The sequence below is a fragment of the Tardiphaga sp. 619_E2_N8_4 genome, from assembly GCF_051810905.1.
GTDB classification, from domain to species: Bacteria; Pseudomonadota; Alphaproteobacteria; order Rhizobiales; family Xanthobacteraceae; genus Tardiphaga; species Tardiphaga robiniae.
This window is the reverse complement of the sequence record NZ_JBPWQJ010000001.1, coordinates 3,828,947-3,849,693: the sequence shown is the minus strand read 5'-3', so window position 1 is coordinate 3,849,693 and position 20,747 is coordinate 3,828,947. Positions and strand designations below refer to the sequence as shown.

Genomic DNA, 20,747 nt, shown 5'->3' with positions numbered 1-20,747 from the left:
GAATAATGGCTGAAGCTGGTGCACGTCGTCCGTTTTTCCGCCGTCGCAAGACCTGCCCGTTCACAGGTCCGAACGCGCCGAAGATCGACTACAAGGATTCCAAGCTGCTGATGCGTTACGTCTCTGAGCGCGGTAAGATCGTGCCGAGCCGCATCACGGCCGTCTCCGCCAAGAAGCAGCGGGAACTCGCTCGCGCCATCAAGCGCTCGCGTTTCCTCGGTCTGCTGCCCTACGTTATCCGCTAAGGCGGTTTTCGACCGGCGGCCTCGTGCCGCCGGTCGCTTTTATTTCTCATAAGGCTTCCGGGTCGTCCGGTCGCCGATGGTTGGGGCAAGTGCCTCTAACCGCTCAAAGGGGGCGGGACAGCTGATGATCGCAAGTCTTCTCATCGCGTTTGCCGCCGGCGCTGCCTCAGCGCTGATGTTCGCCTCGATCATTTCGGGCGCGTTGATTTCCCTTTTGCTGTTCTATCTCGCGCCGCTGCCCTTGATGGTGGCCGCTCTCGGCTGGGGTCCGGTGACTGCTGCCATCGGCGGCATCGCAGCCGGCACCTCGCTCGGCCTGTTGTTCGGCATGCCCTATCTCGCCGCCTTCGTCTTCACTGTGGCCCTGCCCGCCTGGTGGCTTGGCCATCTCGCATTGCTCGGCCGCCCTGTTGCTGCAGAAGTGCCGGGCGTGAATGGCGCAGCCGCGCCCCCCCCCGTGGTCGAATGGTATCCGGTCGGCCGCATGTTACTGTGGACCGCGGGTTTCGCCGCATTCACGACCATGGGCGCGCTGCTGACCCTCGGCACCGATGGCGACACTATCGTCTCGGCGCTGCGCCGCGCTCTGACCCGCATCCTGGGATCGCGCGGCGGCGCTGGCGACTCCGAACAGGTCATCAATGCGCTGGTGACGATCGCGCCGGCTGCCGCCGCCATCGTCGCGATCATGACACTGACGCTCAATCTCTGGCTCGCCGGCCGCATCATCGTGACATCGGGCCGACTGAATCGGCCGTGGCCTGAGCTGAAATCCGCAGCACTGCCGCCGATGACGATGGTCGCGCTGTGTCTGGCCATCGCGCTGTCCTTCATGGGCGGCATCGTCGGCATCTTTTCGCAGATCGTCACCTCGGCGCTGATGATGGCCTATGCCCTCACCGGCTTCGCCGCGCTGCATACGCTGACCATGGGCATGAAAAGCCGCGTGATGGTGCTGGGCCTGACCTACGCCATGGTGCTCGTCCTCGGCTGGCCCATCCTCACCATGGTTGGCCTCGGCCTCGCCGATGCCTTCTTCGGATTTCGCCAACGTTTTCTCGCACGCAAGCCGCCTTCTTCGACGGTGGCCTGACCAACTCACCTCAACTCAACACCTGCTCACCACTTAAAGGAGAACGATCATGGAAGTCATTTTGCTCGAACGCGTTGCTAAGCTCGGCCAGATGGGCGAAGTCGTCCGCGTCAAGGACGGCTACGGCCGCAACTTTCTACTGAAGCGTGGCAAGGCGCTGCGCGCCACCGCCGACAACCGCGCCAAGTACGACGGCATGAAGGCTGACCTCGAAGCCAACAACATCAAGGCCAAGGCGGAAGCCACCACGGTTGCCGAGAAGATCGACGGCCGCAACGTCGTCATCATCCGTCAGGCGTCGGAAACCGGTCAGCTGTTCGGTTCGGTGTCGGTGCGCGACATCATCGCCACCTTCGAGGCTGACGGCGTCACCTTCGCCCGCAGCCAGGTGCTGCTCGACGCGCCGATCAAGACCATCGGCCAGCACAAGATCTCAATCGCCGTGCATCCGGAAGTCGAAGTCAGCGTCAGCGTCACCGTTGCCCGTTCGGCCGACGAAGCCGAGCGCATCAACCGCGGCGAAGACATCTCGAGCCGTCAGGAAGATCAGGACGCAGCCGCCGAAGCACTCGCCGCCGCCGGCGAGTTCTTCGATCCGGACGCACAGGGCAACGCCGAAGAAGACAACGGCTAAGTCACGGACCTCGGAGCTTCTGCTCAAACGAGAAAAGCCCGGCCAGATTGGCCGGGCTTTTTTGTATCGTCACTCAAACGGCTGATCTACTACTGCGAGATCGGCGGCACCGGCGAGCCTGACGAGGCCGGAGGCGCCGGTGGTGCAGCCGACGCCGGAGGCGGTGGTGGCGGCGCGGCCGGTGCCGGCGAAGGCGCAGCTGGAGCCGGGGCCACAGGAGTCGGCGCGGGCACTGGCGGAGTTGCGGGAGGCGCGACCGCTGGCGGCGGAGCTGCGGCTGGCGGAGGCGTTGGAGCCACAGGTGCCGGGGCCGGCGTTGCTGCGGGCGGAGACGCAGGGGCTGCCGGCGCAGGAGGCGCCGGCTCGGCAGGCGCCGGACGGCTTTCCCCTTCAGGCGCCTTCGGAGCCGGCGTGACCGACGGAACGGGATCTGGACGAAGTGCCGGCGTCTCAGGCTTGGCTTCGGGCTTCGCCTCAGGCTTGCTCTCTTCAGCGGGCTTCGCAGGCTCGGTCTTGGCCGGCTCAGGCCGTGGCTCAGACTTGGGTTCAGCCTTCGGCTCAGTCTTGGGTTCGACCTTGGGCTCGTCCTTCACAGGTTCGGCCTTCGGCGGCTCTTCCTGATGACGGCGCCCCTTCTTACCGAGCTTTTGCTTCTGCGCGGGACGCTCTGCTTCGGCGGCAGCCGGCGACTGTGCGTCTACGGGCTTGGCCGCATCGGGCTTCGCTTCGGGATTGTCTGTCGCCGGGCGCGCCTGTCGCCGAGCATTGCGGCCCTGGCGCGTGCCGGGCTCGGCCTGAGCTGGTGCAACATCGGCATCGGGCTTGGCGGCCTCCTGCGGACGTAGCCGGCGTCCCGGCGGCGGAGCCTCGGACGGCGGCGCAGCACCGGGCTTGGCATCGGCCGGGGCCGGCTTCTGCTCGGTCGTGAGTTCACGGCCCTGACGCGTCAGGTTATCCCCGGCAGGACGGCGGTCGGCCGCCCCGTTGGACACGACATAAGCGGCCATGGACGCCGCCATATCTGTACTTGTGGTGTAGTGCTGGCGCAGGAAGGCCGGCAACTGACCGGGTGCCACCGTCTTCAGCAGCCCGCGCGGACTTTTATGGCAGACGGCACAGCCGCCCGCGAAAATCTGGGAGGGTGACTTTCCGGCTTCGAGGTTTTGGGCCTGTGCCGGGACTGCCGCGAAGCCAATCAGGAGCATCACCGTCGCTAAACTGAGCGCTCGGCTCAACATTTCAATCTCCTGATGTGGCTAGCTTAATCACGCGGATCACCTTGTATCCGATTGTGACGTGAATGGAAGCATCGACATATCGCAACGATGTGATCGGAACAATCGGGATAGCGGCATTGCAGCGTGCGCATTGGCACAGGCGGTGCACCACTACTATCTTCTACTCAAGAGCTAGGGAGACAGTTGATCTCGTGCACGGCGGGAAGTTACGCTGTTGCTTCAGTTTGCGCGTGATCGGATCATTGGGGTGATTTCGATGGACCGTCTGTTGCGATTCTTCCTGAGTCAGTACATTCGCCGAGGGGCAATAACCTTCACTACGGCCTCCGGCCAACAATTCACCTTCGGTGATGGCTCCGGACCTCCCGTCTCTGCCCGCTTCGTCACCAAAGCCGCCCAACGCCGACTACTTCTCGATCCCGAACTGGCACTCGGCGAGATATTCATGGACGGGCTCCTCGTTATGGAGCGTGGCACCATTGCCGACCTGCTCGCCATCGCCCTGAACCAGCCCGACATGGCGCCCCGCTGGGCCAAGCTGCAATGGTGGCTCCGCTACGTCCTGCGCCACGCCCAGCAGTTCAATCCCCGCAAGCGCTCCCGCAACAACGTTGCCCATCACTACGATCTGGACGGCCGGCTCTACTCATTGTTTCTGGATGCTGACAAGCAATATAGCTGCGCCTATTTCGAAGGACCGGACGCGACCCTGGACGACGCCCAGCTCGCCAAGAAGCGCCACCTCGCGGCCAAGATGCTCATCGAAAAAGGCCAACGCGTACTCGACATCGGCTCCGGCTGGGGCGGGCTTGGGCTCTATCTGGCAGAGATGACCGGTGCCAATGTCACCGGCGTTACGCTGTCCACCGAACAGCTGCAGGTCGCCAATGCCCGGGCCGGCGAGAAAAACCTCAAAGACCGCGCAAAATTCCTGCTCGAGGACTATCGCGACATCCCCGGTCCATTCCACCGCATCGTCTCCGTTGGCATGTTCGAACATGTCGGCGTCGACCATTACGACACCTACTTCAAGCGGTGCGCAGAACTCCTGACCGAGGACGGCGTCATGGTGCTGCACTCCATCGGTCGCCCTGAGGGACCCGGCATCACCAATCCATGGGTCGCCAAGTACATTTTCCCCGGCGGCTACATCCCCGCTCTGTCGGAAGTTCTCCCGGCGATCGAACGGGCCGGGTTATTGGTCTCGGACATCGAAATCCTGCGGCTGCATTATGCCGAGACGCTCAAGGCATGGCGCGAGCGCTTCATGGCACGACGCGAGGAAGCCGTGCGGCTCTATGACGAGCGCTTTGCGCGGATGTGGGAGTTCTATCTGGCGGCGTCGGAAATGTCGTTCCGTATGCAGAACGTGATGAACTTCCAGATCCAGCTCACCAAACGTCAGGACGTTGTGCCGTTCACGCGCGATTATATCGGGCGGGAGGAAGCTCGGCTTCGAGCCAGGGAACGGAGCCAACAACCGCGTCTGCAGATTGCCGGCGAATAGGCTGGTTTAGTGCTGGAATAGGAGCGTCGCATGCCGGCGGCGCAAGACAGGCCGTGGCCGCAGAATGGCGGGGCGCTGGAGGCGCGCTTTGGCGGCTGAGAGCGCTTTCGTATCGCATGGGACATTTTCAAGCTGCGCGGTGCGCTCGAACGTGTCGATCAGTGTGGACAACCACGCAGAACCGTCGGTTCCGGCAGCCTGAGTTCCGGCATCGGGATGCTGGTGACGCTGGCTCATGGATCTATCCTTCGCCTCTATATTCGTTTTGAAGCCAACGCCCGGCTCCCCGTGGGGTTCCGGCACTGCCGTGCTTGCCAGCGGCTGGCTCTCTTGTAAGTGCGAGAGATCGCCATCCGGTTCAGGCGCGGGGCGCAATTTTTCCGGGTTCCTTAAGCAATGATTCAGACCCCTCCCCTTGCTGCGGTGGAAGCGTCAAGCGCAATGCGCGCCACCGGCCGGAATTCCCCCGCCTTGATGTGTGAATCGTGCATAAGGCCGCTTCGTCCTTCCACTCGGAGACCGTCAGGCGCTTAGTCGCCGACGCCCGCGTGACCACGCCGTTCATCCGCCCAATTCGGAAGACCCAATAGAGACCATGGCCGCATTCGATTCGAACGTTCTCAAGCTCACCCCCGAGGCGGGCACCCCGGCCTATCGGTCGGCGCCGCACAATATCGAGGCGGAACAGGGCGTGCTGGGCGCGATCCTGGTCAATAACGACGCCTTCTACCGGGTCTCGGACTTCCTCAAGGCCGAGCATTTCTTCGAGCCGATCCACCAGACCATCTTCGAAACGGCCGCTGCCATCGTGCGCGCCGGCAAGATCGCCACTCCCGTGACGCTGAAGACCTTCCTGCCGACCGACACGGATCTCGGCGGCATGACCGTCGGCCAATACCTCGCCCGCCTCGCCGCCGAAGCCACCACCATCATCAATGCGCAGGATTACGGCCGTACGATCTATGAACTGGCGATCCGCCGCCAGCTGATCAATGTCGGCGAGGACATGGTCAACGTCGCCTATGACGCGCCGGTGGACTTCGCTCCTCGCGCCCAGATCGAGGATGCCGAGCGTCGGCTGTATGAGCTGGCCGAAGCCGGCCGCTATGACGGCGGCTTCCAGCGCTTCTCCCAGGCAATGACCACCGCGCTGGACATGGCGGCCAACGCCTATCAGCGCGACGGCAAACTGTCGGGCATCTCCAGCGGGTTGCGCGACCTCGACGCCCGCATGGGCGGCTTGCAGCGCTCCGACTTGATCGTGCTAGCCGGACGTCCCGGCATGGGCAAGACCTCGCTGGCCACCAACATCGCCTACAACATCGCCGCCGCCTATCAGTCCGAAGTGCAGCCCGACGGCAGCATGAAGACCATCAATGGCGGCGTCGTCGGCTTCTTCTCCTGCGAAATGTCGGCCGAACAGCTCGCCACGCGTATTCTCGCAGAGCAGACCGAGATTTCCTCCAGCGCGATCCGCCGCGGCGGCATCACCCAAGCCGAATTCGACAAGATCCGCGACTACACCATCAAGCTGCAGAACCTGCCGCTTTACGTCGACGAAACCGGCGGCCTGTCGATCTCGCAGCTCACCGCCCGCGCCCGCCGCCTGAAGCGGCAAAAGGGCCTCGACGTCATCATGGTGGACTACATCCAGCTGCTGCAGGGCTCCGGCAAGCGCTCCGACAACCGCGTGCAGGAAGTCACCGAGATCACCACCAGCCTCAAGGCGCTGGCGAAGGAACTGAACTGCCCGGTAGTCGCGCTGTCGCAGCTCTCGCGTCAGGTCGAAAATCGTGAAGACAAGCATCCGCAGCTGTCCGACTTGCGTGAATCCGGATCGATCGAGCAGGACGCCGACGTGGTGGTCTTCGTGTATCGCGAGGAATACTATCTGCAGGCCAAGGAGCCGCGACTCGGCACTCCCGAACACGAGAAATGGCAGCTCGAGATGGATCTTGCGCACGGCAAGGCCGAAGTCATCATCGCCAAGCAGCGTCACGGCCCCACAGGCACCGTCGACCTGCAGTTCGAAGGCCAGTTCACCCGCTTCAGCGATCTCGCCGGTGGCGCCCAGTTCCGCGCCCCGCAGGAGTGACGCGCGTGCGGTTGAACCGTCTCTGACGCGCGCATATTGTGCGGCGCAGAATTCGATCGTGTGATCCCATCACACGATCCCTGTGCCAGGACATTTCGATGAACAGCGTCTCCGCCCCGAAACCAACAACTCCCGCCGACATGGAGTTGCCCGCAGACGCCAGCGGCATCCTGACCATCGATCTCGACGCCATCGTCGCCAATTGGCGCAAGCTCGAAAAACACGGCGTGCCCGCCGAATGCGGCGCAGCGGTGAAAGCCGACGCCTATGGCTGCGGCATCACCCCCGTGGTGCGCGCGCTGGCGAAGGCGGGCTGCAGGACCTTCTTTGTCGCCACCTTCGATGAAGCCCGCGCCGCGCGCGCCGCCGCGCCCGAAGCCGCGATCTTTCTGTTGAATGGTTTTCCGCCGAATTCCGGCGATGCGCTGGCCGCTATCAATGTGCAGCCCGTGATCGGCGACCTCAACGAACTCGCCGAATGGGACATGTTCTGTCGCCGCACCGGCTGGAAGGGCGGCGCGGCGGTGCATATCGACACCGGCATGAACCGGCTGGGCCTCGGCCTGGTTGACGTCCAGGGCCTGATCCCGCGCCTCGGCTCGGGCGATCACGGCTTCACGCTGGTGATGAGCCACCTCGCCTGTGCTGAACAACTGCACAATCCGATGAACGCCCGGCAATATTCCAGTTTCCGCGAGGCGTCATCGCTGTTCTCCGGCGTGCCTGCATCCCTCGCGAATTCGTCGGGCATCTATCTCGGCGCGGCCTATCAGTTCGATCTGATGCGTCCGGGTGCTGCGCTCTACGGCGTTAATCCGACGCCGGAAGCCGACAACCCGATGGCACCTGTGGTCGATCTCAAGGTGCGCATCCTGCAGACCCGCAGTGTCGAGCGCGGCGACAGTGTCGGCTACGGTGCCACCTGGGTGGCGCGGCGTCCGACCAGACTTGCGATCATCGCGGCCGGCTATGCCGATGGCTATTTCCGCGCGGCCGGCAGCAGCGACGGCACCCGCGGCGCCGAGGTGATTATCGCCGGCCAGCGCTGCCCAATCGCCGGCCGCATCTCCATGGATCTGCTCGCGGTGGACATCACCGACCTGCCCCATAACGCCGCCCGCCGCGGCCATCTGGCGACGCTGATCGGCGACGGCATCACCGTCGACGAACTTGCGCATCACTACGGCACCATCGCCTATGAGGTGCTGACCAGCCTCGGCCGACGCTACCTGCGGGTCTACAAGGGCGACGACGGCACCGCCGCCGCAGAGCCCGCCGCCGCGTCCTAGACGTCGACCTTGAAGCTGAGTTCGATCTCGGAGGCCGGCAGGCCGCCGCGCACGCCCCAGTTCTCCAAAGGCTGTTCGTTCAGGACGATCTTGATCTCGAGTTCCGGAACGCCGAGCGCCGCAAGGTTCTGCACGATCGTCTTATAGAGGCTTCGCTTGGCCTCGATGGAGCGGCCGGCAAACATCGTGATCTCGACCCGCGTAAAACGCTGCGAGCGCCCGGTCGGCACGATGCGCTGCGTTTCGCTATAGGTGTCCACCGTCACGTCGCGGTCCCAGTCGGGAATTTTGAGCGCCGCCAGCATCGCCGACTGCACGGCCTCGATGACCTCGATCTCACGGCCCCGCGCCCATTCTCCGGTGACTATTCTTGTGACTGGCATCGTCGTCTCCCATCGGATCGGTTGCACCCACACGACTGGAGCGCTCTTGTAGCGTCCCGCGCTTGGAGAGTCGCGCCTTGAACTTCATCTTCGTCTGCACGGTCGGCCTTATCGCCGGCACCATTTCCGGGATCGTCGGCACCGGCTCGTCGATCATGCTGATGCCGGTGCTGGTCTGGCAATTCGGGCCGAAGGAAGCCGTGCCGATCATGGCGGTCGCAGCCGTGATGGCCAACCTGTCGCGCATCCTCGCCTGGTGGCGCGAGGTCGACTGGCGCGCCACCGCCGCCTATTCGCTCACCGGCATTCCAGCTGCAGCCCTGGGCGCACGCACGCTGCTGGTGCTGCCGTCGCATGTGGTCGATCTCACCATCGGACTGTTCTTCATTGCCATGGTGCCGCTGCGCCACTGGCTGGCGCGGCGCTCCTTCACCATCAGCCTGTGGCAACTCGCACTTGGCGGCGCGATCATTGGCTATCTGACCGGCATCGTCGTCTCCAGCGGCCCACTCAGCGTGCCGCTGTTTCTGTTTTACGGCCTCGCCAAGGGCGCCTTCCTCGCCACCGAAGCCGCGAGTTCGCTCGGCCTGTATCTCAGCAAGTCTGTCACCTTCCAGCGGTTTGGCGCGCTCGATCTCGACGTGCTTGTGAAAGGCCTGATCGCCGGCGCCTCGCTGATGGCCGGCGCATTCATCGCCAAGCGCTACGTACTGAAGCTGAGCGTCGAGACGTTCCGCCTGGTCATGGACGGGATCATGCTTCTGGCTGGCGCAAGCATGGTGCTGTCAGGCATGGCGCTGATCTAGGGCGTGGACTCACAAATCGCGGTAAGTATGTCCGCTACCCCGCGAGTTGCAGGCTCAAACAGGACATCGACTCGGGTCCGAAAAGCGCCAACAGGAGATTTCCAAACGGCGGGCCGCTGGAAACTGGCGCTGTTTAAAGTTGTATCGATTACTTACAAGTACGTACGACTGATGTTCATAGATGGCGATCAGCCAGCAACAGGTATTAGTATCTCGCGAATCCGCATTTCCAACGTGCGCAGTGCAACATAATCCTTTGCCTCGCCGCGTACAGTAAAGCCAATATTTCCAACCTATTATTAAGGTTCGTCATCCACGCTGAAATCCGGAATTTCATTTGTTTCATTTGTAACGACTACTGGACGCTTCATGCGCGCGTTCTATGGAAGACTGGCCCGGCTGCCAGGATTTTCATTGGTGGTGCTCGGCGTCTTCTTTGCGACGTCGATCATCGTTGTGTTTTTGGTGGATCTGCAGGCGCGCCATCATGCGGCGCTTTCTGAGGCAAGAAAGGCAGCACTGAACATCGCCGAGATTCTCGCCGAACACACGGCGCTGACCTTTGAGGGGATCGATCGAACACTGCTCGAAGCCGAGAGAATTCGCGAAGATAACCTTTCGGGAAAGTATGCAACGCCCGAAGCCGCAAATACCGCGTTGCGTCTTCTCAAGAAGGCCTCATCGATCGTCGTTGCCGTCGGCTGGACAGATGCAGCCGGTAACCTTCTGGCGCATTCCTACGATCGCACGCCGCCGCGAAGCAATATCTCCGACATGTTGCACTTCACCGCTCAACGCGATCAGGCCGATGGCCGGCTGTTTATTGCGCCCCCCTATCCCTCGGCTGTCACCGACAAATGGTTGACGGCGGCGTCGCGCCGGTTAAGCAACGCCGACGGCAGCTTTGCAGGGGTCGTAACTGCGCCGCTCGACCCGACACATTTCACGCAGGTCTATCGCGCGATCGATGTCGGCAAGGGCGGATCCGTGCTGTTGCTGCATCGCGCGGGCACGGGACGGGTTCTTGCGCGAGAGCCCGCGAGAAAAGGAGCCATCGGAAAATCTTTCGCGGATAGCCCGCTCGTCTCCGAATATCTGCCAAAATCGGAAGCGGGCACCTACGAGACGATAGGCGTTATCGACGGCATCGCGCGCCTCGCGGGGTACAAGGCCGTGCCCGGACTGCCGCTGGTCTTGGTCATCACATACGCCCGCAGTGAGGTGCTGGGACCATGGCGCCAGCACCTTTACATGGTGGGCCCGCTCGTCGCCATGATCGTTGCCGTCATCTTGTTCGGCACGTTTAGGATTTTGCGCCAGACGAATAGTCTTGCCGTGAAAACTAGGATTCTGGAACGAACGAACATGCAGTTCGATGCTGCCTTGAGCAACATGTCGCTAGGGCTCTGCCTGTTTGACGCGAACAAGAATCTGGTGGTTTCGAATGGCCGCTTCCGCGAGATGTACGGTTTCCCGGAAGAACTCGTCAGGCCCGGAACACCCTTGTCTCTCATGCTGCAGGCCCTCAAAGATCGCGGAAAGCACGATTTGTCCATCGAGGGGGATGTTCAGGAGATTCCGACGAAGCAAAGACAGATTTTTATGACTGCCGACGGTCGCGTGATTTTAATTCAACGCAGGTCGATTGCGGATGGCGGATGGGTCGCAACCCATGAAGACATCACCGAGCAGAAACGCGCACAGCGCTTGTTGACTGATAAAGCTGCTGAACTCGAGCGGATCAACATGCGCTTCGACGCCGCGATGAACAACATGTCGCAGGGTCTTTCGCTGTTTGATGGTGAGCAGAGGATCATTCTTTCAAATGCGCGCTATGCGGAAATCTATCACCTCAGCGAGGAACAGGTGAAGCCAGGGACTACGCTGCGGCAAATCATTGAATATCGCCGGGCGAAGAGAACAAATTGCGAAATGGCTGCGGATGTCCTTGTCGACGCCAAACTGAAACTGGAGAAAGAGGTCCAGGAGCTTGTCGACGGGCGCCTCATTTCGATGACGCGCCATCTGATGCCGACCGAAGGGTGGCTGGCGACTCATGAAGATGTCACGGCGCAAAAACACAGGGAGCAGTTGCTGGCCACGAAAGCCGTGGAGCTGGAGCAGACCAACGAACGCTTCGACATTGCGCTGAGCAACATGTCGCAGGGTCTCTGCATGTTCGACGGAGCGAAACGGCTCGTTGTCTGGAATGATCGTTATGCGGAACTATACCAGTTGCCTGCGGCTTTGTTGAAAGTCGGGACGCCTCATGAGGCTATCATCGCCGATCGCGTCTCCCGTGGCATTCTCAAGGGCGGGACGAGCGAACCAGCCATCAGGAAAAAGATAGCTGAATTGGGCCAGCACTCGACCGATTCAAGCTCGGCCAGGGTCGATGAATTTGCGGATGGGCGATTGATGCTCGTCACCCGACAGCCGATGAAAGACGGCGGTTGGGTTGCAACGCACGAAGATATCACCGAACGGCGACGCGCAGAGGCCGAGATCGTTCATCTGGCGCGTCACGATGCGCTCACGGGACTTGCCAACCGAACACTGTTTACCGAGAAACTTGAGGAGGCGAGCCAGCGTCTTAGCCGCCATGACGATGGCTTTGCCGTGGTCATGCTCGACCTCGATAGATTCAAGACCGTCAACGACACGCTGGGACATCCTGCTGGGGATCGTTTGCTTGTTGAGTTCGCACAACGACTGAAATCGTCGACTCGCGAAACCGATGTGCTAGCCCGCCTTGGCGGTGACGAGTTTGCGATCATCCAGGACGGCGGCCCCAATCCGCAGGAGGGTGCAATCGTGCTTGCCCTCAGGATCATCGATGCCATTGCTCAGCCATTTGATCTCAACGGCCACCAAGCCAGCATCGGGATCAGCATTGGAATTGCCCTCGCTCCGGAACAGGGCGTCGATCCCGAGGACCTGTTGAGAAAAGCAGATCTCGCGCTCTACGACGCCAAGACGGGCGGGCGAAACGATTTCCGCCTGTTCCAGTCCGAAATGATCGAGGCTGCCCACTCGCAGAAGATATTGGCAAACGAACTGCGGGACGCGATCGCGCGAAATGAATTCGAAGTGCACTACCAGCCGGTGGTTGACGCCAAGACACGGCAGATCCGCGGCGCCGAGGCGCTGGTCCGCTGGCGACATCCGTCGAAAGGGCTCATCGCTCCCGATCAATTTATTCCGCTCGCGGAAGCGACGGGGCTGATCCTTCCTCTTGGCGAGTGGATCCTGCACCAGGCTTGCACGGATGCAGCGTCGTGGCCGGCTCACCTCAAGATCATGGTCAACATCTCTGCGGTTCAAGTCAGCAAGGGAAAGCTGCTCGACGTCATGCTGGATACTCTGATGGAGACGGGTCTTTCGCCTGAACGGCTGGAGTTGGAAATTACGGAGACGGCTCTTCTTGAGAACGCGACGGCGCATCTGGGGACGATACGGCAGCTGAAGAATCTCGGCATCTCCATAGCGCTCGATGATTTTGGCACTGGTTATTCAACGGCGAGTTATTTGACCAATTTCCCGTTCGACAGGATCAAGATCGACAAATCCTTCGCACAAGGCGCTCCCGATCGCCGCGATTGCGCAGCGGTAGTGTCCTCGGTGCTTGCGCTGGCCCATGGTCTTGGCATCGCAACGACGGCGGAGGGTGTCGAGACCGAAGAGCAATTTGAATATCTGCAGGCTGCAGGCGTAGACCTCGTCCAGGGCTTTCTGTTCGGTCGGCCCGTCCCGCTCTCCGAATTCGACCTCGATGCCGCAGTTTCATTTGGAAATGGTGCTGCTGACGGCGAGTTGTGCGCAGAGGTCATCACCGCAGGGAGATGACCGCCGCCACCGGTGGCCTCCCCCAAACGCAAATCGGCCACCCTGAGGCGGCCGATCGCAGTCCTGAAAATCTGAGCTACCCGCGGCTTAGTAGCCGTATCCGTAGCTTGAGCCGAAGTTGAAACCGCGATTGCAGGTCGAGCAGCCCTGCTGCACCGGTGCGTAATAGACCTGCGCCGGAGCGACCATCTGCACACGCTGCTGCGTGGCGTATTGCGCCGGAATGCGCTCGTAATCGACACGCGCAGGCGCAACCATCACGGTCTTCGGGACCATCACCGTCTCGTACTGCGCCGGCGTGCGGCGCGCGACGGTGCGGCCGGGAGCGACCATCACCGTCTCTTCGACCGTACGATACTGCGGCGGCACCACCTGCTGCTGATAGCAAGTCTGGCACGGCGGCGGTGGCGCGTAGCAATTATAGCAGCCAGCCGAGGCAACACCGGGCATCGCCATTCCGGCGACAGTGGCGAACAGCGCAGCAGCAATCAATTTTGTCATGATGAGACCCCGTGGCGAGCTTGTTTGAAATGGGTTCGTATCGCTTTGATGCGCGACACTCAGCCAAGCACCACCACCGGTCAACGCGGTCCTGATATTTACCTTGATGAACGTGCTTAAGATTTGATGACGGCAACATATGAGGATGCCAAGGCAGGCACATTGCGCTGCGTTCGGATTCACAGCCCAGCGCAGCGTGAGATCAACCGGTCCCTGCGGACTATCTTAATAACCGTCGCGGGGCAGCCCGAAGAGTTGCTCGAACACACTCGGTTGGCGAACCACCCATTGGCCCGGTTCGCCCGTTCTCAGATCCCGCACATAACGCGGCGGCGCTTCCACATAATAAAGCGGCGGCGGCGCGCGAATGCCGGTATCCATCGTGATGGGATAGCGCGCGGTGCCGGCACGATAGCGCGCATCGCGGTAGTCAGAGGCAAGTACCGGCGTCGCCAGCGTCGCCGCACCCAGCACGATCATCAAAATACGCACCGCACACCTCACGCTGACGTCACTGCGGTGAGGCTATCGGGCGGAGGTTAATGAAGGATTCGTCGCATGGCAGTTCCACGCGAGCTCCTGCGCGGAACAAATTGGACTCGCGAAGCGCTGGACTGCGGCTCAGCTCGTTGGTCGAGCAGCCTCGATTGCTCACCACTGCTGCTCGCGGCGCGTCTACCGAGCGTAAGCAATCGCCAAGTTGAACAGGACCACTGCAGAGGCTGCACCTCCGGCATCGCCGCGGCAAAGGCGATCCAGGCCGACATTGCCGACCAGTTCTCGCGCGTCGGAATTTTGGCAACCAAATAGACCTTGCCCATGTGCCGGTCGATGCGTCCCACCCGGCGAGGCTGGCGAACCCTTCGAGAAGAAACTTGCAAATGCCCCGTTCAACCGCGTAGACCAAGAGAACAAACCAAAAACACCCACAGTCGCGATTCCTTCCGCCAATGGCCAAAAACCTCCTCTCCTTCGTCTGCCAGAATTGCGGTGCCGCCTATAACAAGTGGCAGGGCAAGTGCGACGCCTGCGGCGAGTGGAATTCGCTGGCCGAGGAGGACACCACCGGCGTCACCACGATTCCGGTCAGCGCGCGCTCCAAGCGCAAGGGGCGCACCTTCAATCTCGAAAGCCTGACCGGCCAGAGCAACGATGCGCCGCGCATTGCCTCGGGGATGGGCGAGCTCGACCGCGTCACGGGCGGCGGTTTCGTGCGCGGCTCGGTGCTCTTGATCGGCGGCGATCCCGGCATCGGTAAATCGACCTTGCTGACGCAGGCCACCAGCCTGATGGCGCGGGCCGGCCATCGCGTGGTTTACATCTCCGGCGAAGAAGCCGTGGCACAGGTGCGGCTGCGCGCGTCGCGGTTGGGCCTTGCAGACGCCTCGGTGCAGCTCGCGTCCGAGACCTCGGTCGAAGATATCGTCGCCACGCTGTCCGAAGGCAGGGTGCCGCGGCTGATCGTGATCGACTCGATCCAGACCATGTGGACCGACACCGTGGAATCCGCGCCGGGCACAGTGACTCAGGTCCGCGCCTCGGCGCAGGCGCTCATTCGCTTCGCCAAGAAATCCGGAGCCACCATCATCCTGGTCGGCCATGTCACCAAGGACGGCCAGATCGCCGGGCCCCGTGTGGTCGAGCATATGGTCGATGCCGTGATGTCGTTCGAGGGCGAAGGCTCGCAGCAGTTCCGCATCCTGCGCGCCGTGAAGAACCGCTTCGGCCCAACCGACGAGATCGGCGTGTTCGAGATGACCGGGCTTGGCCTGCGCGAGGTCTCCAACCCGTCCGAACTGTTCCTGTCCGATCGCGACCTCGGCTCGCCGGGCACCGCCGTCTTCGCCGGCATGGAGGGCACCCGCCCGGTGCTGGTGGAACTGCAGGCTCTGGTTGCGCCGACGACTTTGGGCACGCCGCGCCGCGCCGTGGTGGGCTGGGATTCATCCCGGCTGTCCATGGTGCTGGCCGTGCTGGAAGCCCATTGCGGGGTCAAGCTGTCGGGCTACGACGTCTATTTCAATGTCGCCGGCGGATTGCGCATCAACGAGCCCGCCGCCGACATGGCCGCGGCCGCGGCACTGGTGTCGTCGCTGTGCAATGCGCCGCTGCCCACCGACGCCGTCTATTTCGGCGAAATCTCGCTGTCCGGCGCCGTGCGCCCGGTGGCGCAGACCTCGGCGCGGCTGAAAGAGGCGGCAAAACTCGGCTTCGGCCGCGCAGTACTGCCGGAATCGGCGCGCGGCGACCCCGGCGGCGATGCCGGACTGTCGCTGAATACCATCGGCGGCCTGACCTCGCTGGTCGCCGATATCGCTGCGCGCGGCGTCAAACCCACGCGCGACAACAGCAAAAGCACAGATGCCGAGAAAAATACCGCACCGGTGCGATTCAAGCGCCAGGACGGCTGACAGCGACGTGACCTGCGCTGCCGCGGCCGCTATAGAATGCGCGCGCGACAGACTGCGCAGATGTGCAACACGCTCCGTTAAGGCACTCTGCCGAAAGCGGAACAATGGTGTGATCAGGTGTGCTCTTGCGGCCGATAGCGGTTTTCCGGCCTTGCGAGACGTGCCATATCACCGTCACCTGAAGCGGCAGCCTGTGCCGATTCGCGGTTTCTGATTCACGAGCGGACCTGACCAGCCGATGCCGATCACGATTCTCGACCTTGTCCTGCTCGGCGTCATGCTGATCTCCGGCCTGCTGGCCATGGTCCGCGGCTTCATGCGCGAGATCCTGTCGATCGCGGCCTGGGGCGCGGCGGCGCTGGTCACCCTGTTTGCTTTCCAGAAACTGCTCCCGACCGCTAAAACTTATTTCAACAACGATACCGTCGCCAGCATCGTGGTGGTGGCCGGCGTGTTCATCGGCACGCTGATCGTGGTCTCGATCATCACCGTCCGCATCTCCGATATGATCCTGGATTCGCGCATCGGCGCGCTGGACCGCACGCTCGGCTTCCTGTTCGGCCTCGCCCGCGGCCTCCTGATCGTGGTCGTCGCCTTCCTGTTCTTCTCCTGGCTGGTACCGGACAAGCAGCGTCCGGACTGGGTCACGGGTGCAAAATCGCGCGTCGTTCTGCAGGGAACCGGCGATTGGCTGATGGCACTCTTGCCGGATGACCCTGAAAACACCATCTTGAAGAGGTTCAAGAAAAACAAACCCGATGAGGATACGACCGACGCCGAGCCCGCAGCGCCCGGCGCCGCGGATGGCTATTCCAAACCTGCCCGCGACAGCCTGAAAAAGCTGATCGATGGCAAACCGGCGGGACGCTAGGCGTTCTTAGTTTCTCGCGACACCTGAAAGGCGCGATGGATCCGATGCAGAGCCCTTCCGACGACGCGAGCACCACCATGCGAAATCCCGATCTAGACGGCGACATGCTCCGCGAAAAATGCGGTGTATTTGGTATCTACGGCCATCCCGATGCGGCGGCGATCACCGCGCTCGGTCTCCACGCCCTCCAGCATCGCGGCCAGGAAGCGGCCGGCATCGTCGCCTTCGACGGCAAGCGCTTCCATTCCGAACGTCGCCTCGGCCTCGTCGGCGACACCTTCTCCCGCCGCGAAGTGATCGAGCGCCTGCCCGGCACCGCCGCCGTCGGCCACACCCGCTACTCCACCACGGGCGAAACCATTCTCCGCAACGTCCAGCCGCTATTCGCCGAACTCAATGCCGGCGGTTTTGCAGTAGCCCATAACGGCAACCTCACCAACGGTCTGACCCTGCGCCGCGAGCTCGTGAAGAACGGCGCGATGATGCAGTCGACGACCGACACCGAGGTCATCCTGCACCTCGTCGCGCATTCCAAGCGCAACCGTTTCATCGACCGCTATATTGAAGCACTCCGCGCCATCGAAGGCGCCTATGCGCTGGTGTCGCTGACCAACAAGAAGCTGGTCGGCGCCCGTGATCCGCTCGGCATCCGCCCGCTGGTGCTGGGTGAACTTGACGGCTCGCCGATCCTCGCCTCGGAAACCTGCGCGCTCGACATCATCGGCGCCAAGTACATTCGCGACATCGAGCCTGGCGAAGTCATCGTGTTCGACGAGAACGGCGCGCAGAGCCACAAGCCGTTCGCGCCGCAAGCGCCGCGCCCCTGCATCTTCGAATATATCTATTTCGCACGTCCGGACTCGATCGTCGGCGGACGTTCGGTCTACGACACCCGCAAGGCAATGGGCGAACAGCTCGCCCGCGAGACCCATGTGGAAGCCGACGTGATCGTGCCGGTGCCGGACTCCGGCGTGCCTGCCGCGATCGGCTACTCCCGCGCTTCGGGCGTGCCGTTCGAACTCGGCATCATCCGTAATCACTATGTCGGCCGCACCTTCATCCAGCCGACCCAGAGCGTGCGCGAACTCGGCGTGCGCATGAAACATTCGGCCAACCGCGCCGCCATCGAAGGCAAGCGCATTGTGCTGATCGACGACAGTCTGGTGCGCGGCACCACCTCGAAGAAGATCGTCAAGATGATGCGCGACGCCGGCGCCAGGGAAGTCCACTTCCGTATTGCGTCGCCGCCGATCACCCATCCCGACTATTACGGCATCGACACGCCGGACCGCGCGGGTCTTTTGGCCGCCACGCACACGCTGGAAGAAATGCGCGACCTGATCGGCGCGGACTCGCTGGCCTTCGTCTCGGTCGACGGCATCTACCGCGCCATGGGCGAACCCGGCCGCGATCCCGCCCATCCGAAATTCGCCGACCACTGCTTCACCGGCGACTATCCGACCCCGCTCACCGACATGAGCGAGATCGATGCCCCGCGGCAGCTCTCGCTGCTGGCCGAGGCGAGCTGATCGCAGTCTTATCGGGTGTCATCCCCGCGAAAGCGGGGACCCATAGCCACGATCTAATTTGTTTGGCTCTGGATTAGACACAACCACCTTTCCGCATCATAACCCTCCCGTGTATGGATCCCCGCCTTCGCGGGGAGGACGCCTGAGATTTATGAGCCGCGCCATGACCCTTCCCCTCGCCTCCCGCATCGCCCTCGTCACCGGCGCCTCGCGCGGCATCGGCTATGCCACCGCGCTGGCGCTGGCCAAGGCCGGCGCGCACATCGTCGCCGTGGCCCGCACCCAGGGTGGCCTTGAAGAACTCGACGACGCGATCCGTGCCGAGGGCGGCAGCGCCACGCTGGTGCCGCTGAACATCACCGATCTCGACGGCCTGTCGCGCCTCGGCGCTGCTTTGCATGAGCGCCACGGTAAGCTCGACATTCTGGTCGGCAATGCCGGCGTCGCAGGCCCCTCGTCGCCGCTCGGCCATATCGAGCTGAAGGCCTGGAACGACACCATGGCCACCAACCTCACGGCCAACTTCCAGCTGATCCGCTGCATGGAGCCACTGCTGCAGCAGTCCGATGCGGGCCGCGCCGTGTTCGTCACATCCGGCACCGCCAGCAAGGCCTCTGCCTATCGCGGCCCCTATGCCGTCTCCAAGGCTGCGCTGGAAACATTGGTCCGGGTCTGGGCCAACGAGACCGCGACCACGAATATCCGCGTCAACCTGTTCAATCCCGGCCCCGTGCGCACGCATATGCGCGCCATTGTGATGCCCGGCGAGGATCCCGAGACGCTCAACACGCCGGCGCAAGTTGCCGAGACCATCGTGCCGCTCTGCCTGCCGTCATGGACGGAGACGGGCAAGTTCGTTGATTACAAGACCGGCAAGGTGATGGGCTTTCATCCGCCGGCGTAAGCACCGTAGGGCGAGTTAGCGAAGCGTAACCCGCCGACTCATCATGTGGGCGGCGGATTACGCCTACGGCTAATCCGCCCTACACACCGCGCCGCAAGATTGACTCTGCATCACGACGGTACTTCACTCCCTCCCAAGCGGGACAACCCGCACCGACAATCAGGGAGGTCGTCATGGCGTCGCCAACTCATCGCGCGCGGTCACTGCGTGCACTTGCAACAGCAGCCCTCGCTTTCGCCGCGCTGTCCCTCGCACCTCCCTCCTCCCGCGCCGCCGATATCCCCCGCTTCGAGGTCGACGCGTCCTGGCCGAAGCCGCTGCCGAACAACTGGATCCTCGGCCAGGTCGGCGGCATCACGACCGACAAGGACGGCCACATCTGGGTGATCCACCGCCCGCGCTCGCTCACCGATGACGAGAAAGGCGCGGCACTCAATCCGCCGCGTTCGAAGTGCTGCGTCTCAGCGCCGCCGGTGCTGGAGTTCGATGCCGCCGGCAATCTGTTGCGCTCATGGGGCGGTCCTGGCGAAGGCTATGAATGGGTCGGCCGCGAGCATGGCATCGAAGTCGACGAGAAAGGCTTCGTCTGGGTCGGTGGCAATCTCGACAACGACAATGCGATCCTGAAATTCACCACCGACGGCAAGTTCGTCATGCAGATCGGCAAGATCGCGCCGAGCAAGGGCAGCAACGACACCACCCAGCTCGGCAAGCCCGCCGAGACCGCCATCGACAAGGATGCCAACGAGATCTATGTCGCAGACGGCTACGGCAATCGCCGCGTCATCGTGTTCGACGCCACCACCGGCGCCTACAAGCGGCACTGGGGTGCCTATGGCAACAAGCCGAATGACGACAAGCAGGCGGCCTACGACCCCAATGCGCCGGTGTCGCAGCAGTTCGGCAATCCCGTGCATTGCGTGAAGCTCGCCAATGACGGCCTCGTCTATGTCTGCGACCGCATCAACAACCGCGTGCAGGTGTTCAAGAAGGACGGCAGCTTCGTGAAGGAGTGGTTCTACGAGAAGGCCACCCTCGGCAACGGCGCGGTGTGGGATCTCGCGGTGTGGCCCGATCCTAAGCAGAGCTGGCTGCTAACAGCGGATGGTGAGAACAACGAGATCCGCGTCATCAATCGCGACGACGGCAAGGTCGTCGGCACCTTCGGCCGTAATGGCCGTCAGGCCGGCCAGTTCCACTGGATTCACGCCATGGCAGTCGATACCAAGGGCAACGTCTACACGGCCGAAGTCGACACCGGAAAGCGCATCCAGAAATTCAGGCTTGTCTCGGATGCGCTGAAGTAGCTGTCGCTACGAGTTATAGCCAGATCGTCTGTTTCCGGTCCCGACGATGCACGCCCCATGCTGGTGCATGCGAACAATGGAGCCGTCC

General features: G+C 62.5%; 19 protein-coding genes. 14 read left to right on the top strand and 5 right to left on the bottom strand.

Going from position 1 to position 20,747, the window contains the following annotated elements; all coding sequences use genetic code 11:
- Positions 1-5 precede the first annotated feature (5 nt).
- The 3 genes from rpsR to rplI all read left to right on the top strand — a co-directional run bounded on the left by rpsR (position 6) and on the right by rplI (position 1,972).
- Complete coding sequence (gene rpsR / locus AB8A23_RS18460) at positions 6-245, top strand: 30S ribosomal protein S18 (protein ID WP_002711478.1); 240 nt, start codon at positions 6-8, stop codon at positions 243-245.
- Positions 246-369: 124 nt separating this feature from the next.
- Entirely contained in the window at positions 370-1,338 is a 969-nt protein-coding gene (locus AB8A23_RS18455; protein ID WP_439058626.1) for a hypothetical protein, read from the top strand.
- A gap of 49 nt (positions 1,339-1,387) precedes the next feature.
- Positions 1,388-1,972 (top strand): 50S ribosomal protein L9, encoded by a 585-nt coding sequence (gene rplI, locus AB8A23_RS18450; protein ID WP_089263933.1) that lies wholly within the window; start codon positions 1,388-1,390, stop codon positions 1,970-1,972.
- An 89-nt stretch (positions 1,973-2,061) separates the two neighbouring features.
- Here rplI and AB8A23_RS18445 read toward each other — a convergent pair whose 3' ends face one another.
- Positions 2,062-3,210 carry a hypothetical protein gene (locus tag AB8A23_RS18445; protein ID WP_439058627.1) on the bottom strand — a complete coding sequence of 383 codons (1,149 nt, stop codon included), beginning with the start codon at positions 3,208-3,210 and terminating at the stop codon, positions 2,062-2,064.
- 256 nt (positions 3,211-3,466) lie between these two features.
- Here AB8A23_RS18445 and AB8A23_RS18440 point away from each other — a divergent pair, with 256 nt between their 5' ends.
- The gene (locus AB8A23_RS18440; RefSeq protein WP_439058628.1) at positions 3,467-4,717 is read left to right on the top strand and encodes a class I SAM-dependent methyltransferase; all 1,251 of its coding nucleotides are present in this window, start codon (positions 3,467-3,469) and stop codon (positions 4,715-4,717) included.
- A gap of 6 nt (positions 4,718-4,723) precedes the next feature.
- Here the strand turns inward: AB8A23_RS18440 and AB8A23_RS18435 are convergent, their stop codons facing one another.
- Complete coding sequence (locus tag AB8A23_RS18435; protein WP_120292319.1) at positions 4,724-4,954, bottom strand: hypothetical protein; 231 nt, start codon at positions 4,952-4,954, stop codon at positions 4,724-4,726.
- 358 nt (positions 4,955-5,312) lie between these two features.
- On the opposite strand from AB8A23_RS18435, the gene AB8A23_RS18430 reads away from it, so the two are divergent.
- Together AB8A23_RS18430 and alr are read left to right on the top strand one after the other, a co-directional pair.
- Positions 5,313-6,812: a replicative DNA helicase gene (locus AB8A23_RS18430; protein ID WP_068731048.1), complete on the top strand. Its 1,500-nt coding sequence runs from the start codon at positions 5,313-5,315 to the stop codon at positions 6,810-6,812.
- Between the two features lie 98 nt (positions 6,813-6,910).
- Complete coding sequence (alr, locus tag AB8A23_RS18425; RefSeq protein WP_439058629.1) at positions 6,911-8,101, top strand: alanine racemase; 1,191 nt, start codon at positions 6,911-6,913, stop codon at positions 8,099-8,101.
- Here the strand turns inward: alr and AB8A23_RS18420 are convergent.
- Complete coding sequence (locus AB8A23_RS18420; protein WP_184517443.1) at positions 8,098-8,484, bottom strand: tautomerase family protein; 387 nt, start codon at positions 8,482-8,484, stop codon at positions 8,098-8,100. The genes alr and AB8A23_RS18420 overlap by 4 nt on opposite strands.
- 77 nt (positions 8,485-8,561) lie before the next feature.
- On the opposite strand from AB8A23_RS18420, the gene AB8A23_RS18415 reads away from it, so the two are divergent.
- Together AB8A23_RS18415 and AB8A23_RS18410 are read left to right on the top strand one after the other, a co-directional pair.
- Positions 8,562-9,290: a sulfite exporter TauE/SafE family protein gene (locus AB8A23_RS18415; RefSeq protein ID WP_309945537.1), complete on the top strand. Its 729-nt coding sequence runs from the start codon at positions 8,562-8,564 to the stop codon at positions 9,288-9,290.
- Between the two features lie 369 nt (positions 9,291-9,659).
- On the top strand, positions 9,660-13,136 hold the full coding sequence (locus AB8A23_RS18410; RefSeq protein ID WP_439058630.1) for a bifunctional diguanylate cyclase/phosphodiesterase: 3,477 nt from the start codon (positions 9,660-9,662) through the stop codon (positions 13,134-13,136).
- A gap of 87 nt (positions 13,137-13,223) precedes the next feature.
- Here the strand turns inward: AB8A23_RS18410 and AB8A23_RS18405 are convergent, their stop codons facing one another.
- Positions 13,224-13,586, bottom strand: a complete 363-nt coding sequence (locus AB8A23_RS18405) for a hypothetical protein (protein ID WP_439060501.1) — start codon at positions 13,584-13,586, stop codon at positions 13,224-13,226.
- Positions 13,587-13,862: 276 nt separating this feature from the next.
- Positions 13,863-14,129, bottom strand: a complete 267-nt coding sequence (locus AB8A23_RS18400) for a hypothetical protein (RefSeq protein WP_175366155.1) — start codon at positions 14,127-14,129, stop codon at positions 13,863-13,865.
- Between the two features lie 66 nt (positions 14,130-14,195).
- Here AB8A23_RS18400 and AB8A23_RS18395 point away from each other — a divergent pair, with 66 nt between their 5' ends.
- From AB8A23_RS18395 to AB8A23_RS18370, 6 genes are all read left to right on the top strand, one after another.
- Positions 14,196-14,447, top strand: coding sequence for a hypothetical protein (locus tag AB8A23_RS18395; protein WP_439058631.1), 252 nt, complete (start codon positions 14,196-14,198; stop codon positions 14,445-14,447).
- Positions 14,448-14,587: 140 nt separating this feature from the next.
- Entirely contained in the window at positions 14,588-16,048 is a 1,461-nt protein-coding gene (gene radA / locus AB8A23_RS18390; RefSeq protein ID WP_439058632.1) for a DNA repair protein RadA, read from the top strand.
- Positions 16,049-16,286: 238 nt separating this feature from the next.
- Positions 16,287-16,919: a CvpA family protein gene (locus AB8A23_RS18385; protein WP_068731040.1), complete on the top strand. Its 633-nt coding sequence runs from the start codon at positions 16,287-16,289 to the stop codon at positions 16,917-16,919.
- A 35-nt stretch (positions 16,920-16,954) separates the two neighbouring features.
- Positions 16,955-18,448: an amidophosphoribosyltransferase gene (gene purF / locus AB8A23_RS18380; protein ID WP_081421779.1), complete on the top strand. Its 1,494-nt coding sequence runs from the start codon at positions 16,955-16,957 to the stop codon at positions 18,446-18,448.
- 163 nt (positions 18,449-18,611) lie between these two features.
- Positions 18,612-19,352, top strand: coding sequence for an SDR family NAD(P)-dependent oxidoreductase (locus tag AB8A23_RS18375; protein ID WP_439058633.1), 741 nt, complete (start codon positions 18,612-18,614; stop codon positions 19,350-19,352).
- A 173-nt stretch (positions 19,353-19,525) separates the two neighbouring features.
- A complete protein-coding gene (locus tag AB8A23_RS18370; protein WP_439058634.1) occupies positions 19,526-20,659 on the top strand; it encodes a hypothetical protein in 1,134 nt (377 codons plus the stop codon).
- Positions 20,660-20,747 lie beyond the last annotated feature (88 nt).

Excerpts from the sequence above, each read along its gene's own strand:
- AB8A23_RS18410 (WP_439058630.1), top strand. The coding sequence starts at position 9,660 with ATGCGCGCGTTCTATGGAAGACTGGCCCGGCTGCCAGGATTTTCATTG.
- radA (WP_439058632.1), top strand. The coding sequence starts at position 14,588 with ATGGCCAAAAACCTCCTCTCCTTCGTCTGCCAGAATTGCGGTGCCGCC.
- AB8A23_RS18435 (WP_120292319.1), bottom strand. The coding sequence starts at position 4,954 with ATGAGCCAGCGTCACCAGCATCCCGATGCCGGAACTCAGGCTGCCGGA.
- purF (WP_081421779.1), top strand. The coding sequence starts at position 16,955 with ATGGATCCGATGCAGAGCCCTTCCGACGACGCGAGCACCACCATGCGA.
- AB8A23_RS18385 (WP_068731040.1), top strand. The coding sequence starts at position 16,287 with ATGCCGATCACGATTCTCGACCTTGTCCTGCTCGGCGTCATGCTGATC.
- AB8A23_RS18420 (WP_184517443.1), bottom strand. The coding sequence starts at position 8,484 with ATGCCAGTCACAAGAATAGTCACCGGAGAATGGGCGCGGGGCCGTGAG.
- rpsR (WP_002711478.1), top strand. The coding sequence starts at position 6 with ATGGCTGAAGCTGGTGCACGTCGTCCGTTTTTCCGCCGTCGCAAGACC.
- AB8A23_RS18440 (WP_439058628.1), top strand. The coding sequence starts at position 3,467 with ATGGACCGTCTGTTGCGATTCTTCCTGAGTCAGTACATTCGCCGAGGG.
- alr (WP_439058629.1), top strand. The coding sequence starts at position 6,911 with ATGAACAGCGTCTCCGCCCCGAAACCAACAACTCCCGCCGACATGGAG.
- AB8A23_RS18445 (WP_439058627.1), bottom strand. The coding sequence starts at position 3,210 with ATGTTGAGCCGAGCGCTCAGTTTAGCGACGGTGATGCTCCTGATTGGC.
- AB8A23_RS18395 (WP_439058631.1), top strand. The coding sequence starts at position 14,196 with ATGGCAGTTCCACGCGAGCTCCTGCGCGGAACAAATTGGACTCGCGAA.
- AB8A23_RS18455 (WP_439058626.1), top strand. The coding sequence starts at position 370 with ATGATCGCAAGTCTTCTCATCGCGTTTGCCGCCGGCGCTGCCTCAGCG.
- AB8A23_RS18375 (WP_439058633.1), top strand. The coding sequence starts at position 18,612 with ATGACCCTTCCCCTCGCCTCCCGCATCGCCCTCGTCACCGGCGCCTCG.
- AB8A23_RS18430 (WP_068731048.1), top strand. The coding sequence starts at position 5,313 with ATGGCCGCATTCGATTCGAACGTTCTCAAGCTCACCCCCGAGGCGGGC.
- AB8A23_RS18405 (WP_439060501.1), bottom strand. The coding sequence starts at position 13,586 with ATGCCCGGTGTTGCCTCGGCTGGCTGCTATAATTGCTACGCGCCACCG.
- rplI (WP_089263933.1), top strand. The coding sequence starts at position 1,388 with ATGGAAGTCATTTTGCTCGAACGCGTTGCTAAGCTCGGCCAGATGGGC.
- AB8A23_RS18370 (WP_439058634.1), top strand. The coding sequence starts at position 19,526 with ATGGCGTCGCCAACTCATCGCGCGCGGTCACTGCGTGCACTTGCAACA.